Here is a 16,623-nt window from a genome sequence, read left to right as displayed (position 1 = left end):
ATTGTTTAGTTTTCAGAGAGCATGTTGTCTTGCGACAGCTTTTATATGTTACCACATCGCAAGCGATGTTGTCAACACATTTTTTTTGCTTCACAGCCGTAGCTGCGAAAGCGTTTGTCTGTCGTTTTTAGCGACTCGTTTATATTATCACAGACGCCCTGTTATGTCAACACTTTTTCCGTGATCCAATAGATCATGCGCCATAAAAATAATGTCAAGTCTAGTATAGGAAAACTTGACACTATTTACGCAAAATTTTCAGCTATTTCTTAATTAATAAAAATCTTAAATAGGATAAGTAAGACAATTCCCGGAATTCCCAAAAACCCAGCTACAAGGGCTGTCACTGGATTAAGTGCAATAGTAAATCCAAAATGAATGCCAATAAAATTAATAACATAAAGCATAATACCACCAACGACTCCATTATAGAGCAATTTAAATACTAATTTTAGCGGCATAAGAAAAATCTTTCCAACGAAAAGAATTAGTATGATACCAAATAAATAAGCCAAAATGACATTGAGATCCAGACCTATCCCCGTAGTAGGCATTCATTTCACTTCCTCTTCTAAGTCTCTCTTGAGGCGAATAATCACCCTTCTCTCATTGTACCTGAGAAATGAGAAACTGTCATCTGCTTTCCATAACCAGATAGACCTGTAACAGGATAAACATAAAGACCATGTATGCGTGCCATTTTTATAAGATAACGATATTTCGTCTCAGCTGCTTTAATAGCAAAAATAGCATATTCAACTAAATCAGGATCACAAACAAATTGATAATATTGCTGCGCTGCATGCCACTCTAACCAAGCTTGTTGAACTAGCAAAGCCTCTTCCGTCTGCTGTTTTATATGCGGAGTAATAATTTCCAGCCACACCAAAATTCGGCGCCAAATTTCACTCATGCATACCCACCCCCCTTGTAGAGTATATGGGGAGCACGTCCTAATCATGACAAAAAAAAATCAGGAAGAACCTGATTTTTACATTTCACGTCGATTTTCTAGTGCTTTAGAAAGTGTCATTTCATCAGCATAGTCAAGATCACCACCAACAGGCAAACCATGCGCAATGCGCGTAACCTTTAGGCCTAGTGGTTTTAGCAGCCGCGATAAATAAAGAGCCGTCGCTTCCCCCTCAACATCGGGATTCGTCGCCATAATCACTTCTTGAAAGTCTCCAGTCCCTAGGCGAATTAAGAGCTCCTTCATTTTTAAATTATCAGGACCAATTCCTTCCATAGGGGATAAAGCGCCATGAAGAACATGATATTTGCCATGATATTCATGCGTTCGTTCCATAGCTTCTACATCTTTGGGGTCTTCTACGACACATAAAAGATGGCTGTCGCGTTCCTCAGACCGACAGATTTGGCAAGGCGTTTGATCCGTTAAATTATAGCATATAGAACAATAGGTAATATTTTCTTTGGCTGATACAATGGCTCGTGCCAAAGAAAGCGCCCGTTCTTTCTCTATAGAAATAATATGATAGGCTAGACGGGTCGCTGTTTTGGGACCAATTCCCGGTAAACGCCGCAACTCGCCAACTAGTTTTGCCAAAGGAGCGATAAGTGGCATTTACAGCATTCCTTTTGGCAAATTCAACCCGCCTGTTAGCTTACCCATCTCCTGCGTCATCATGTCATCAACTTTTTTTAATGCCTCATTTACAGATGAAACAATCATATCTTCAAGCATTTCTACATCTTCAGGATCTACAGCAGACGGATTAATTTTAATGGATTGAATCTGTTTTTCGCCTGTTACAACAACAGTAATGGCTCCGCCACCAACAGAAGCTTCTAATGTGCGCCCCTTTAATTCTTCCTGCATTTTTGCCATTTCACCTTGCAGTTTTTGTACCTTCTTCATCATATTTCCCATGTTACCCATATTTCCAAACATTATTGACCCTCCTCAGGATTTTCATTTTTAATCACTTTCCCACCGAATATCTGCTTAGCTAAAGTCAGAGCATGAAGGTCGTCCCCCGCACTAGACTTTATATCAGTTGCTACAGGTTCCGGCTCAACATGAGATGATGACTGAGCCGTCTTTGTCACTTCACTAGCTAAGACACAGTTCAAGACCAAGGGCTTACCAGCGATCCGCGCTATCAAATTCTCGATAATGCTACGATAATCCTCTTTTTGTGTCCGCTCTTTTGGGAAATTTGACTGAAAAGCAATAACAGCCGTTTTATCATTCAACTCCACTAACTTACCTTGTGAAATACAGGCATGAACAGAACGTTTACCATTCGCAATAAGATCTTTTAGCACATGATCCCACACCTGCTCAATATCCGTCGTTATCGGTACAGAAGGCTGTGATGCTGGCTCTTTATCTACTACAGGCGTAGCAGCATGAGCAGCTTCTTTTGGTACATAAACAACCGGGTCGGCATTTTCCTTCACTGAACCATGACCTGAAACACGCGGATGAGTATGGACCGTTGGGACCGATTGTGTTGATGAACCTTGAAGATTTTCCAATCGTTCAATACGTTCAATCAAAGACGCCATATCGAGGTGATTTCTGCGACATAAAGAAAGCAGTGCCATTTCGGCGTCAATGCGAGGTGCCGTAGAACGCCGGACTTGTTCAATCGTTTCTTGGCAAGTTTCAATAAATTGAAAAACTTCCTCTTGCGAAAGTAATTCACTATGTTTTTTCAGCACAAGGCGATCTTCTGAACATTCCCGCAAACTTTCCAGATCAGGAGCCGCTTTAAACAACATGACATTGCGACAATAAAGCGCGATTTCAACAAGGACTTGCTTAATATCCTTCCCTAAAGCTAAAATTTTATCTAGCGTAATCAAAGCTGCTTCAGCCTGACTAGCAATCATTTCATCCATTAACTGATAAATCCACTCATGCCCCACAAGGCCCAATAATTGACGAACATTTTCAACATCAATTTCACCATCACTCATGGCACTGCATTGATCAAGAATGCTCAGAGCATCACGCAAGCCACCATCAGCATGAACTGCAATCAACCGCAAAGCATCCTCACGAATAGCAATTTCACTTTGCTCAGCAACATAAGTTAAATGCGCCACCATGTCATTGACAGGGATTTTCCGAAAATCATATCGTTGACAGCGGGAATGGATGGTAGCTGGAATCTTATGAGGCTCTGTTGTTGCCAAAATAAAAACCACATGATCCGGTGGTTCTTCTAATGTTTTTAAAAGCGCATTGAAAGCTTCTTGCGTTAACATATGTACTTCATCAATGATATATACTTTGTACTTACCCTCTACAGGCGCAAACTTTACTGTTTCCCGCAGATCCCGAATCTCATCAATGCCTCGATTAGAAGCCGCATCAATTTCAAAAACGTCCATTGAACAATTTTGATTGATTTTTTCACAATTAGCACAGTGATTACAAGGCGTAGGTGTTGGTCCCTGTTCACAGTTCAAGGCTTTTGCTAAAATTTTCGCTGTACTTGTTTTTCCTGTACCACGCGGCCCGGCAAACAAATAGGCATGAGTTGTCTTTCCCGTTTGAATGGCATTTTTTAAAGTTTGGCTAATATGCTGTTGTCCAATTAATCCGTCAAAATCTTGCGGTCGCCATTTACGATAAAGTGCCACATAACCCACAGGAAACACCTCTCCATCCAACTAAAAACTACTACGCTTAAATTACATTCGCTTTCTCCGCCTGTTTTTCCTTCACTTCTAACACAAATAGCAGCCTTATGGCTGCTATAAAAGGCTTCATCCAATCAGCCTTATTTTTAACGTCGGGCTACGTCCACTGTAACAGGCACCCTTGCGGCACATAACAGGATTCACTTATCGCTGCTTCCTTCCGGACCTGACGAGGTTCATGAGCTGCCATTGCGCAAGACCCGCTACAACAGGCCGTAGTCCGACCTTAAAAATAACAAGCCAACTGAAAATACATTTTTTATCTAATGCACTAACTCTGTGAAAAGAATTATACTATACACAATGCTTATTTGCAAGAGGAGTAGCTTGTAGCCTCCCTACCACTCTTTGATATAGTTTTATCACAAACTTAGTATAAAACAAAAAAGCACTTATAACCCGATACTTAATAGGTGACAAATGCTTATCATTATTAACTTGGCGGAGAGAGAGGGATTCGAACCCTCGGTACAGTTTCCCGTACACACGCTTTCCAGGCGTGCTCCTTCAACCACTCGGACATCTCTCCGTTTGCTCTACAGACACAAAATGTATTATACAACAACATCCGACAAAAAGCAATACCTCTAAACATTTTATATACAAAATAAAATGTTTAGAAAGTCCTCTTCAACTATTTTCCTTTTATGGGTGACGTTTTTCCCATCAAACCTGTCCGACGCAATTTCGTTGTAACATGAATATGAAACTGCACGGAAGGATATATCTCGTCCCAATTTTGTTGCTGCCAAGCTTGATAGGTAGGAAAAAGAGTTCGGCTATAGTAACCAAATCCAACAGGATCACTACCCATTAATTGTGTTTTTTTTAGCATTTTTTCTATTTGATTCTGAATTACAGCCGACAATTCCGCCTCAAGTTGTTTTTTATCTTTACCCTGTTCGTAATGAATCCCGCTTGGTATGGCCGTCACTTCGCCTTCAAGCATTACAGACACATCAAACACAAGATAACCATCTTTTGAGGACAAAGTAATAGTCGGCTTCTCCCCGAGGCGCATTTGAATATTCACGGCTTTATCTGGCAACTGCGGGTCCTCAATCACAGTAAAAGCTCGCGGCAGATTGCCTTGCAAAATAAGCAGCATCCGCGTTTCTTCCGTTGTCAAGGTTCCCACCATCTTGTCATGCCGGAACAAGGCTGTTCCAGCAAAATTGCTTGCTGCCGCAGAACCATAAACAGGGATATCACCCGCCAAATATTCATTAAGCTTTTCATAGGGCAATTTTTCACCGCTTGGTAAGTCTTGTCCATCCACGGAATTCGTTGAAATCAATGCAGCATGTGGCGAATCGCTCCCAGATTTCATGCTTTTGTAAAACTCCTGCAAATTGGATCGTACATAATACCCCGTCTCATTGTGTGTCAGCATCATTGTCTCGATAAACTTCGAAGGCAGCAGTTCCAGCTTGGGGTTTAATTTCTTTAAATAATCCTGTGCTGTTCCACCGCGAACAATAGCAATAAACATGGAACCGCGATATTCACGATAACGCACAAGGGGTCCAAAAATATCCCCCACGCCTTGTCGTGCCAGTTCTTCACCAATAAAAAAAGCTTTATTATGAGACAGATTTGGCACTCTCGCCATCAAAGTATTTAAAATGTTGCGTGCTTCGGCAATATTATTTGTATGAATTGTAACTGTTTCGACGGATTTACTGCCCGCACTATCACCGCTTTCACCACTTCCTCCGCCGCCACTGCCAAGAGCCTTTGGGATAGCAATCTGATAAGTTATATTGAGTTCACCCTCACCTGCTTTATCAATACCGATCCCGATAACATAAGCAACTTCATCCGTTTCCCTGCCCCCGTTACAGCCGGAAATAAAAATTGTCATCAAAGTAAAACAAATTACTGCGGCGAATCGAAGTCCCATCCCCCTCCCTCCTTCCGTCGTAATTTTATTGTCGCTGCAACAAGTAAAATGACTGGAATCACATAAATGCCGATATCAAAAAATAACAGAGCTTTTCCATCCCATTCAATGACTGTTATGACATCAGTTGGCAACATCGCCAGTTCCGCCAGGATAATGGTCACAATGAAAATAAGCGGCCGCATTGAGGGCAGTTTAAACAATCGTGTCAAAATATAAAGCCCCACATAAAGAGATGCCGCAAGATTGAGAGTTCCCGTAAGGACCCACAAAACAATAAATAAGGCTTCAATGCGCTGAACATAACGGTTAAGGTAAACTAAACGGGCCATTTCAAAAAAAGGTAACACTTTTTCCCGTCCAACATCTACCCCAAAGATAAGCGTATAAACAAGCATCGATAGGGAGCGAAGCAAGAGACTTAGTCCCATACCCCATAGAGAAGCTGTTCGAATGGTTTTTAACGAATGAAAAGCTGGAGCCAAAATAACAAAAACGAAAATACCAAAATCAACTCCGGCTTTTGCTGTTGAACCCCATAAAACAGGCCCCAGTCCTGTTCCTTGCCAAGGTGCCAAGTTATACACATTATAAAAAGGAATGAGAAGTGCCATAACAAGAAGTAACAAAAAAATCCCAAAGGGCAAAAGAATCGACGTCGCCCTAGTCATGGCCTCTACTCCTGCATAGACAACAATCGCGGCCACCCCCGCATAAGCAGCAATAACAACATTAAATTCTGTCAAAGGAAGGGCTGTAATGAGCGTATTTTCGGCAAATTGGCGTAAAATCATAATATAATTAATAAAAAATATTGCCATATAATATAAGCTGATCAACCAGGCACCAAAGGAACCCACTAAAATCTGTGACACACTAAATAAATCACCGGGAAAACGTTGAAAAACGGTTAATAACGCCCAAAACAAGATAAAAGCTGAAACACCATGCAAAAAGGTTTCTAGCCATGCCAACCCGGCAGCATCGTCGAGAATGGCCACAGGCGTAGACAAAAAAATACGGGAAATCGTCAAAATAAATACCAGCGCGATTCCTTCTGCTACGCCTAATTTTCCACTCTCATAACTCATTTTTCTCTCTCCTTGCCACTAGGCTGTTCCTTTGTCCACTCTCGGCTAATCAGAGGTTGCTTACGTTCATCCTGTGCATTAAGGTCATCGGGCCGACGCTCCTGATTAAAAACAGAACCGCGTATAAAAACATCCAATCCCGCTGTTGTGCGTGGTGCAAGGGGAGAAAGATAAGGCACACCAAAACTCTTCATACTGCACAGCCCGACTAAAATAATAAGTACGCCAAAAGACAGCCCTACGAGTCCTAGCGAAGCGGCTAACAGCAAAAAAATAAACCGCATTACCCGGACAGCCATGGCCAGACGATAATCAGGAATCGTAAAAGAAGCCAGACCCGTAATGGCAATCAGCACTACCATAATGGGACTAACAATATTCGCAGCCACTGCCGCCTGGCCTAAAATAAGGGCGCCCACAATCCCAATGGACGTGCCGAGCAAGCCCGGAACGCGCAGTGCTGCCTCTCGAATCAGTTCAAAAGAAAAATCCATTAATAGGATCTCCACGAGGGATGGGAAAGGCACTTTTTCTCTCGCTCCGGCAATAGCCAGAGCCAGTTCTGTCGGCATGGCTTCCTGATGAAAATAATTCACAGCTAAATAGAGAGAAGGCAATATCACAGAAAGGATGCCCCCCATCGTCCTAATGAGTCGCATGAAAGTGCCGATGGGTACTTTCAAACTAAAATCTTCCACAGAATGAAGAAAAGTGAACAAATTAATCGGAAAAACCTGGGCAAACGGTGTCCCGTCAAGGATTAAAGCAATGCGTCCTTCTGTAAGATGAACAGCAGCTCGATCGGGCCGCTCTGTCGAAAGCATCTGAGGAAAAGGTACCTTAGGATAATCTTCAATAAATTGCTCCAACATACCCATATTGACAATGTAATCCGTAGAAATGCCATTTAATCGTCGCTTAATTTCAGTCACTAACGTCGGATTCACAACAGACTTCAAGTACATGATGGCACATTTTACTGGTACGCGATCGCCTACCTTGATAATTTCAGTGACAAGATCTGCCGTAGGCAAATAGGTGCGCATGAGACCCGTATTAATCCTCAGTCCTTCACAGAAAGCTGCTTGTGACCCCCTCACAGACTGTTCAAGTTGTGGTTTACCAATGGTTCGTAAAGCATAGCCCTTCGTTTCGAGCAGCACCGCTTTTGTTTGCCCATCCAAAAACAGTGCAGTATCACCATCATTAATGCCTTGCACGAGTTCACTAAAGTTACTTAACTTCTTGGCTTGATTACTAGGCAAAGCCAAATTCACAATATTGCCCACCAAATCGTTCTCCCATGCATCACATGGACCCTTAATATTCATAAGAGGCTGCAAAATTGACAAATTAATCAATTTCTTGTCAATCATGCCTTCCATAAAAACGAGTAACGCCGCAATAGGCGGCTGGCAAGGGATCTCAAAGGTACGAGCAATGAGATCTTTATTATCAGGAAGATCATAGAGATTTCGAATGATGCGCTGATTTTCCGTTAAACTCGCACTGACAAGATGTTCATCAAGCTCAGCTTGATTATAAGACAGCAGCATTGGCGCAAGTTCGCCTTGCTGCTTTTTCATAATCTCAAGCTCGCCAGCTAAATCTTTCAGCTTTTCTGAATGTAAATTCTCATCATATAGCCATGCTATTGTCTGTTTCATTAACCTTTCCAGACGCGTGGCATGACGCAGTAAGACTCCCATTTCACGCGCTACTAAAGGAGCTTCAACTAGAAAATCTTTACTCTGCTGACCTTCTTTTTCTTTCAATACAAACGGCTTAGGACCCGAATCCGGCTCATAAACCAGTCCTGTTCTGATAAAATCATACAGATCAGTAAAGAAATTTTTTTCCATGACAAACCCCTCCTAAGCAATCAAGATTAGGGTTGTCAAAAATGCTTCAGAACATACAGACTCAAATATAAATAAGCAGGAGTTTAATTCTTGAACAAGAACAATAGCCATGAATGATTTCGAGGAGGTTCCTTATGACAAAATCCTGGTTTTTAGCTATTCGCCCCTGGTCCTTAACTGCATCAATTATCCCCATTTTATTTGGCACTGTTCTAGCCATTCCAGAATCGCCTATCCTTCAAATAAGCCGCTTATTGGCTGCCTTACTTGGCGGCATGCTTCTTCAAATTGCAGCCAATCTATTCAATACTTGGGGTGATTACGTGACAGGTGTCGACACAGTCGCTTCAGCTCATTCCTGCCCCGAGCTTGTTACAGGCACTATGACACCCAAACAAATGAAATCGGCTGCCTTCACTTGCCTTGCTGGCGGCGGCCTCTTTGGCCTATATCTGACCTTTGAATGCGGTTGGGTCATTATGGTCTTAGGAGTCCTGGGAGTTGTCGGTGCTTATTGTTATACAGCAGGTCCCTACCCTTTCAAATATGAGGGACTTGGCACATTCTTCGTTTTTTTTCTCATGGGGCCCTTCATGATTTTCCCTGCCTATTACATACAGGCCGAAAAGCTCTCCCTCTTGCCTGTATTGGCTTCCCTGCCACTTTCATGTCTCGTTATGGCCATTTTACATGCCAATGATTTACGAGACTTAGCAGACGACTACGATGCAGGCATTCGCACGTTTGCACTATTATTAGGTCTTGATAAGGGAATGATCGTTTATTTTACTCTCTATGGCCTGTGCTTTCTATCTTTACTTGGACTCATTGTCATAAGTCTATTGCCGCTTAGTACAGGTTTGACCTTTCTGTTACTTCCTATGGCTTATCATCAGCTTCAGGACGCCCGTCAGGCTTGGCTGGGAAATCGCGAACGCATGATCTATCTAGTAAAACAAGCAGCGGCTTTTCACTGTCTTTTTGGCTCTTGCCTCATCATTACAGCAGCCTTTGGCTACCTCTTGTAACAAATCATAAGACAAATAAAATATTCTTATCTCCTGTCATAAATTTGTCACATTCTTCCTCTATACTAAGATCAACCGCCAATCAATAATTGGCAAAATAACAGGAGGTTATACTTATGAAAATGGTATCAAAAAAAGCCCTTGCTTCACTCATTGCCGGAACATTTATTATGGCAGGTGCCGTCAGTCCGTTTATTGTGCAAGCAGCTGATATAGAAGCTCCATCTGCTATACAAGATAAGTGCGGATCTGGATTCCAAAGACCGGGACACAACCCGCAGGAAATGGCTCAGCATCTTGCCGATGCTTTCGGCATAGACCAAGCTACTGTTTTGCAATATAGCGAAAAGGGGATGAATTTCAGAGACATTGGTCAAGCAGCCTTGCTTGCCAATGCCAGCGGACAGTCTTTCGATCAGGTCATCAGCCATAAAACCTATCTGAATCACTGGAAAGATGTAGCTGATGAACTGGGTGTTACGAAAGAACAAATGAAAACGGCCCATCAAAACATTATTGCTAATGACTTAAATAAGAAGATTGGTCTCAACAAACAAACTGCAATTAATCTGCTTCAACAAGGTTATCATCCCCGAGACATCGGTATGGCTAGTGAGCTCTCTAAAAACACCGGCAAAACACTTGGTGACATCTTGTCAATGAAAAAAATCAACAACACCTGGTTAGATGTAGCTACTATACTTGGCGTTAATCAAGATACATTAAAAAATGATACCAAAGAGCTTGGCTTTCAACATCATGGACATGGCCCAGATGCAGACGGCGCTCCCAGCGAATTTCGTTTCTAAATTATCTTAGGAAAACTATCGAGTCACAAAAATTACATTGAATATAAGAAAGGCAGTATCACTAGTGTGTGATACTGCCTTTCTTATGGATGATTTTACTGATACATTAACCGATAACCAATACCGGATTCGGTAATCAAATACTTAGGCCGTGAGGGATCTTCTTCAATTTTCCTACGTAATTGTCCAATATATACGCGTATATATTGCGTATCATCACTTTCGGCCCCCCAGACCCTTTTCAGCAATTGGCGATGAGTCAACACTTTCCCTGCATTTTGCGCCAGAACCTTTAATAGATCATACTGTGTTGGCGTTAATTTTACTTCATTGCCAGACAATGTGACCTGATGCTTCGCTAAATCAATGACTAAGTCACCACAATGGACTTGTGATTCATCCGCTCCATTCCCTTGGGAACGCAGACAAACGCGAATACGCGCCATTAACTCACCCACACCAAAAGGCTTGGTAATATAGTCATTGGCCCCCATATCTAGTGCCTCAACCTTTTCTGCTTCCTGATCTCTGGCAGATAAAATAATAATGGGAATCGTCGACCAATCGCGAACTAACTGGATTACCTTTTTTCCATCCATATCAGGCAATCCCAAATCGAGCAAGAAAATATCTGGTTTACTACTTAACACTTGGTCCACACCAGTCTTCCCATCGGCTGCCTCAAGCACTTGATAGCCATGGCCTTCCAATGAAACTTTAATCAAGCGACGAATCTGCGGTTCATCGTCGACAACTAACACCTTCAGACGTTGCTCCATCCCTGTCACCTACTTTTAACCAATATTTACTTCCGATTGATTTAGCGGCAGCATAAAAGTAAACCGCGTTCCGCCTGTTGGCAAATTCACTACCCAAATAGTTCCACCATGGGCTTCAATAATTCCCTTACAAATAGATAATCCCAGACCCGTTCCACCCGCAATAGAGCTCCCTCCGGCACGATAGAATTTTTCAAATACCTTTTCTAATGCTTCTTCCGGAATACCGACTCCTTGATCAGCCACCGAAACGACTAATTTCGTGTCTTCCACAAAAGCACGGAGCTCAATCAACTTATCAGCAGGCGAATATTTAATGGCATTATCTAACAAATTGACTAACACCTGTTCTAATAGAACGCAATCACCTTTAATAAGCGGAAGCTCCCCTTGAATTTCTACTTTCGTGGGACGATTTTTTAGCCGTTCCACCAAACGTTGCAGCGCTACACCCATAATATCTTCCATATCGCACCAATCGCGCTTAATATTCATCACACCACTCTCAAGTCTGGCTGTATCAAGTAAATTATTGATGATACGCTCCATACGCAGAGCACTGTCTTTAATGTTTTCTTTCAGTTCCACCTGTGCCTCTTTCGGTATGTGTATCTCTTGATCAAGTAAGGTTGAAGCAGACCCCATAATCGTAGCAAGCGGCGTCCGAAGTTCATGCGATATGGAATTAAAAAGCGCCGCACCTAATCTTTCCGATTCCGCGACAAGCGCTGCTTGACTCGCTTCTGTTGCTAAATGAATTCTTTCGACTGCAATGGCAGCAATCGTTGCCCAGGCATCAATGAGCCGTCTCTGTTCCGGCGTTACACTTTTTTCGACCATATGCAAACCGAGAACACCAATCGTTTTCCCACGAACATTCATCGGCAAATAGAGAAACTGAGCCGAAGGAAGCGTCTCTGTTGATCGTCCTGCTACCTGGCCGTGTTCGAATACCCAACTAGCCACGGCAAATTCGCTGGCATCACGAGCAAACTCCGTTTGACAATGATCCGTATTTCCACTAGAACGAATTTCCAGCTTCCCCCCCTGATTAGGAAGTAGTACTACAACAGAGCGTTCAAGTGCTTGTGAAGCTTTGACAGCCAAACGTTCAACGATAGCCTCCAAATCAACGAGTGCCGCCATCTCTCGGCTAAATTCATATAGCGCACGAATTCTTTTTTCTTGCTGTTGTGCAAAAAGTGCCTCTTTCCTGAGCCGTTCTGTCTGACCACCTGATATAAATGCGACAAGCAGAAAAATAATAAAACTCCAAATATAGCGAATATCAAGTACACTAAAACTCATAATAGGGGGAACAAACAAATAATCAAATACAACAACCGTACAAACTGCCGTAACATAGGATGGATCCCGCCCCCACCATGCAGCGCTCAACAAAACTGGCAACAAGTAAAGCATAGCAATGTTCACCAAATCCAATTGCTTCATAAATAAACAAAAAACTGTCAGCCCGCCCATCATGGCCAAACCGCCCATATAATACTTCCAACAACGAGGCTGCGACTTCGTCACTGTTTCAACCTTGGCTATCGGTTCGGCAGATTTTTTACCTTGAATGACATGAATTTGAATACCGCCACTTTTTCGAATCAGATTATCAACAAGAGCACCCCCTGTTAACCACTCCCAAAAACGATTTTTTAGCGGCTTGCCAATGACGATATGCGAAATATTTTCCGTATGAGAAAAGAGCAGCAGTTCTTCTACCATATCACGACCTGATATGGACATGATTTTCCCGCCCAATTCGTCCGCTAGATGCAGATTACGCGCCAGCCGCTCCCTATCCTGATCGCCAAGAACCGCCCGATGAGATGTTTCAACATGTACGGCATACCAATCGGCTTTCATTCCTGCCGCCATTCTTTTTGTTATCCGAATCAAATAGGCTGAAAAAGGACTGGCACTCACACAAACTAATATTTTCTCCGCTGCCGGCCAAGGTCCTTCAATGGCATGATCATGCATATATTCATTTAACTGCTGATCCACACGGTGAGCAGTAAACCGCAGAGCCATCTCCCTTAATGCATTAATATTGCCGGGCCGAAAAAAGTTGTGCAACGCGCGTTCAACCTGCCCGGGGATATAAACCTTGCCTTCTTTTAACCGCTTAATGAGATCCGCTGGTGGAATATCAATCAACTGAACTTGATCGGCATTTTCCAATATCGAGTCAGGAACTGTTTCGCGAACAGTTACCTGTGTAATACGCTCGACGACATCATTTAAACTTTCTACATGCTGAATATTAAGAGTCGTATAGACATCAATCCCCGCATTAAGCAGTTCTTCCACATCCTGAAAGCGACGGACATGACGGGAACCGGCAATATTAGTATGAGCTAATTCATCAACTAACACAATCTCAGGATGTTTGGTAAGTATCGCATCAATATCCATTTCATCAAGTACTTTGCCATGATACTCCATCCTGCGCGGCGCGATCCTCGGCAATCCCACTGCCAAAGCTTCTGTTTCCTTTCGTCCATGGGGTTCCACCCACCCAATGACAATATCAGCACCTTCGCTGAGTCGTTCCTGGGCATTTTCCAACATGGCATACGTTTTTCCCACACCTGCTGCAGCCCCAAGAAATACCGTCAGTTTCCCTTTCATTTCCTTACTCGCTTTCTTCAATAGCCGTTCCGGATCACGACGCGATTCTAAGCCTGTGTCCACCAAAGTACCCCCTCTCTACCTTTTCGTTTCTTAAATAGGAAACTACCCATAACACCAAACCTGTTATGGGTAATTTCCGATTGCTTTTCCGAGTACTCGTACTATCTTTTATCATATCCCTATTGTGCAATATCCTCAAGCAGTAAATTCAGTCTAAGCACATTCACTCTGGCTTGCCCTAATATTCCAAACTGAGGATAACGTATTTCACTGTCCACAAGTTTTCTCACTTGGTCAACAGACAGATTGCGTGCCTCGGCAACACGATTGATTTGAAGATAAGCCCCTTCCGGAGAAATGTCCGGATCAAGACCACTTGCTGACGAGGTTACCAAATCGGCCGGAACAACCGCATCATCAGCCAAGTGATTTCGACTACGCACCTCGATAGCTTTACCTTGAATGGCATCCATCAGCTTGGCACTCGTAGGACCCAGATTCGTTCCAGAAGAACTTGCGGCATCGTAACCATCGTCACCAGCAGCTGACGGCCGCCCCTGAAAATAGCCAGGCTGACTAAAATTTTGTCCGATAAGCATTGAACCGATTATCTTTCCATCCTGTTCAACAAACGAGCCCCTCGCTTGCTGCGGAAAAAACGCCTGAGCCAACCCAGTCATAGCTAATGGATAGGCAAAACCCGTCAAAGCAGTGAGCACAACAAGCAGCAACAATCCATTGATTCCTTGCTTTATCATATTGTTCATCATCCTTTCCCAGCAACTGTTAGTCAAGTCTCATTACAACGAGCAACATATCAATCAATTTAATTCCGATAAAGGGAGCAATCAACCCGCCCACTCCATAAATAAGCAAGTTCTTTCGTAAAATCACATCGGCACCAAGCGGCTGATACTTAACGCCCTTAAGAGCAAGTGGAATTAACGCCACAATAATCAGGGCATTAAATATAACAGCGCTTAAAATCGCACTTTGCGGTGTCGCTAGACGCATGACATTTAATGTACTAAGCGATGGATAAGCCGCAATAAACATAGCCGGAATAATAGCGAAATATTTCGCTACATCATTGGCGATGCTAAAAGTCGTTAAAGCGCCGCGTGTCATAAGAAGCTGCTTACCTATTTCAACGACTTCAATCAGCTTTGTCGGATTACTGTCAAGATCGACCATATTACCGGCCTCCTTAGCAGCTTGTGTACCACTATTCATGGCTACACCCACATCTGCTTGCGCCAAGGCCGGAGCATCATTCGTTCCATCCCCTGTCATAGCCACAAGCATTCCCTTATCTTGGTAACTACGAATCAGTTCAAGTTTATGTTCCGGTGTGGCTTCAGCCAAAAAATCATCTACACCTGCCTCAGCTGCAATGGCTGCCGCTGTTAAAGGATTATCCCCCGTAATCATAACGGTTTTAATTCCCATTCGACGTAATTCCTTAAACCGTTCTTTAATTCCGCCCTTTACAACGTCTTTTAAATAAATCGTACCAAGCACCTTGGTCCGTTCTGCCACAACAAGGGGTGTCCCGCCATTTTTTGCAATATTTTCGCAATCCCTTTGAACCTGTTCAGGAATGATGCCGCCAAGTCCTTCGACATATTTTCTCACTGCATCCATGGCACCTTTACGAATTTGAACATCCCCAAAATCAACACCACTCATACGGGTTTGAGCCGTAAAGGGAATAAACGTAACGTTTAAACTAGCCATATCCCTTTCCCGAAGGTTATATAATTGTTTAGCAAGAACAACAATACTGCGGCCTTCCGGCGTCTCATCTGCGAGCGATGACAATTGCGCGGCATCAGCCATTTCCTCGGGTGACACTTCCGGAGCCGAGATAAATTCAGCTGCCATACGGTTCCCCAAGGTAATTGTGCCTGTTTTATCAAGCAGAAGCGCATCAATATCCCCCGCCGCCTCAACAGCACGACCCGACATGGCAAGCACATTACGTTGAAGCAGACGATCCATCCCGGCAATTCCAATGGCACTAAGCAGTCCACCGATGGTTGTCGGAATCAGACAGACAAGCAAGGCAATCAGTACAGTGACAGAAATCGTAATGGATGAATAAACCGCAAAAGGTTCAATTGTTGCAACAGCAATCAAGAACACAATGGTAAGACCCACTAGCAAAATGGTAAGAGCAATTTCATTGGGTGTCTTTTGCCGTTTGGCACCTTCAACAAGATTAATCATACGATCAAGAAAAGTTTCCCCAACATTGGCAGTAATTCTGATTTTCAACCAATCAGATAAAAGTCTCGTACCACCTGTGACAGAAGATTTATCGCCGCCTGATTCGCGAATAACAGGAGCTGACTCGCCTGTTACAGCGCTCTCATCCACAGAAGCAACTCCTTCGATCACTTCACCGTCGCTAGGAATAATATCACCTGGTTCAACCAGAACCATATCCCCCTTCTTTAACGAAGCCGCAGCAACAAGTTGAACATGATCCCCTTTTAATTTCTTAGCTTGTGTTTCTGTGCGCGTCTTGCGCAGAGCCTGAGCCTGCGCTTTGCCGCGTCCTTCAGCTAGTGCTTCCGCAAAATTAGCAAATAAAACAGTAAACCACAGCCATAAAGTAATCTGAAGCTCAAAAACAATATTAGAAGTACTACCGCCGATAATGTCCCGTATCATCATAACCGTCGTCAGTAAAGCGCCAATCATGACGATAAACATTACCGGATTACGCACTTGCACACGCGGATCAAGCTTTACGAACGCCTGGTAAATAGCCGATCCGATCATCTGACGGTCAAATTTCAATTTGTTATTCATCGATTCTCCC

General features: G+C 43.1%; 14 protein-coding genes, 1 tRNA gene and 1 other RNA gene. 2 read left to right on the top strand and 14 right to left on the bottom strand.

Going from position 1 to position 16,623, the window contains the following annotated elements; genetic code table 11:
- Positions 1-269: 269 nt before the first annotated feature.
- The 10 genes from Ga0466249_RS23720 to Ga0466249_RS23675 form a co-directional block, all read right to left on the bottom strand.
- Positions 270-554 carry a pro-sigmaK processing inhibitor BofA family protein gene (locus tag Ga0466249_RS23720; protein ID WP_215831975.1) on the bottom strand — a complete coding sequence of 95 codons (285 nt, stop codon included), beginning with the start codon at positions 552-554 and terminating at the stop codon, positions 270-272.
- A gap of 41 nt (positions 555-595) precedes the next feature.
- Complete coding sequence (locus Ga0466249_RS23715; RefSeq protein ID WP_215831974.1) at positions 596-913, bottom strand: YaaL family protein; 318 nt, start codon at positions 911-913, stop codon at positions 596-598.
- A 78-nt stretch (positions 914-991) separates the two neighbouring features.
- Positions 992-1,588: a recombination mediator RecR gene (gene recR / locus Ga0466249_RS23710; protein WP_215831973.1), complete on the bottom strand. Its 597-nt coding sequence runs from the start codon at positions 1,586-1,588 to the stop codon at positions 992-994.
- Positions 1,589-1,915, bottom strand: a complete 327-nt coding sequence (locus Ga0466249_RS23705) for a YbaB/EbfC family nucleoid-associated protein (RefSeq protein WP_215831972.1) — start codon at positions 1,913-1,915, stop codon at positions 1,589-1,591. It abuts the gene before it with no gap.
- Positions 1,915-3,627 (bottom strand): DNA polymerase III subunit gamma/tau, encoded by a 1,713-nt coding sequence (gene dnaX / locus Ga0466249_RS23700; protein WP_215831971.1) that lies wholly within the window; start codon positions 3,625-3,627, stop codon positions 1,915-1,917. Before dnaX ends, Ga0466249_RS23705 begins: the two co-directional genes overlap by 1 nt.
- A 157-nt stretch (positions 3,628-3,784) precedes the next feature.
- An RNA gene (gene ffs, locus Ga0466249_RS23695) (signal recognition particle sRNA small type) lies at positions 3,785-3,884 on the bottom strand.
- 233 nt (positions 3,885-4,117) lie between these two features.
- Positions 4,118-4,207, bottom strand: a tRNA-Ser gene (locus Ga0466249_RS23690).
- Positions 4,208-4,312: 105 nt separating this feature from the next.
- Positions 4,313-5,581 carry a Ger(x)C family spore germination protein gene (locus Ga0466249_RS23685; RefSeq protein WP_215831970.1) on the bottom strand — a complete coding sequence of 423 codons (1,269 nt, stop codon included), beginning with the start codon at positions 5,579-5,581 and terminating at the stop codon, positions 4,313-4,315.
- A complete protein-coding gene (locus Ga0466249_RS23680; protein ID WP_215831969.1) occupies positions 5,557-6,672 on the bottom strand; it encodes a GerAB/ArcD/ProY family transporter in 1,116 nt (371 codons plus the stop codon). The genes Ga0466249_RS23685 and Ga0466249_RS23680 overlap by 25 nt, the downstream gene beginning before the upstream one ends.
- Complete coding sequence (locus Ga0466249_RS23675; RefSeq protein WP_215831968.1) at positions 6,669-8,534, bottom strand: spore germination protein; 1,866 nt, start codon at positions 8,532-8,534, stop codon at positions 6,669-6,671. Before Ga0466249_RS23675 ends, Ga0466249_RS23680 begins: the two co-directional genes overlap by 4 nt.
- A 134-nt stretch (positions 8,535-8,668) precedes the next feature.
- Here Ga0466249_RS23675 and menA point away from each other — a divergent pair, with 134 nt between their 5' ends.
- Both menA and Ga0466249_RS23665 read left to right on the top strand, forming a co-directional pair.
- Positions 8,669-9,562, top strand: a complete 894-nt coding sequence (gene menA, locus Ga0466249_RS23670; protein ID WP_215831967.1) for a 1,4-dihydroxy-2-naphthoate octaprenyltransferase — start codon at positions 8,669-8,671, stop codon at positions 9,560-9,562.
- A gap of 116 nt (positions 9,563-9,678) precedes the next feature.
- Complete coding sequence (locus Ga0466249_RS23665) at positions 9,679-10,371, top strand: hypothetical protein (RefSeq protein ID WP_215831966.1); 693 nt, start codon at positions 9,679-9,681, stop codon at positions 10,369-10,371.
- A 95-nt stretch (positions 10,372-10,466) separates the two neighbouring features.
- Here Ga0466249_RS23665 and Ga0466249_RS23660 read toward each other — a convergent pair whose 3' ends face one another.
- The 4 genes from Ga0466249_RS23660 to kdpB all read right to left on the bottom strand — a co-directional run bounded on the left by Ga0466249_RS23660 (position 10,467) and on the right by kdpB (position 16,613).
- Positions 10,467-11,150 carry a response regulator gene (locus Ga0466249_RS23660; RefSeq protein ID WP_215831965.1) on the bottom strand — a complete coding sequence of 228 codons (684 nt, stop codon included), beginning with the start codon at positions 11,148-11,150 and terminating at the stop codon, positions 10,467-10,469.
- A 15-nt stretch (positions 11,151-11,165) separates the two neighbouring features.
- Complete coding sequence (locus tag Ga0466249_RS23655) at positions 11,166-13,856, bottom strand: ATP-binding protein (RefSeq protein ID WP_312889827.1); 2,691 nt, start codon at positions 13,854-13,856, stop codon at positions 11,166-11,168.
- Between the two features lie 119 nt (positions 13,857-13,975).
- Positions 13,976-14,554: a potassium-transporting ATPase subunit KdpC gene (gene kdpC, locus Ga0466249_RS23650; RefSeq protein ID WP_215831964.1), complete on the bottom strand. Its 579-nt coding sequence runs from the start codon at positions 14,552-14,554 to the stop codon at positions 13,976-13,978.
- A 28-nt stretch (positions 14,555-14,582) separates the two neighbouring features.
- On the bottom strand, positions 14,583-16,613 hold the full coding sequence (gene kdpB / locus Ga0466249_RS23645) for a potassium-transporting ATPase subunit KdpB (RefSeq protein ID WP_215831963.1): 2,031 nt from the start codon (positions 16,611-16,613) through the stop codon (positions 14,583-14,585).
- Positions 16,614-16,623: the final 10 nt, after the last annotated feature.

The sequence above is a fragment of the Pelorhabdus rhamnosifermentans genome, from assembly GCF_018835585.1.
Lineage (GTDB): Bacteria > Bacillota > Negativicutes > UMGS1260 > UMGS1260 > Pelorhabdus > Pelorhabdus rhamnosifermentans.
Note: the sequence above shows the minus strand (reverse complement) of the source record. Positions and strands in the feature narration are given on the sequence as shown.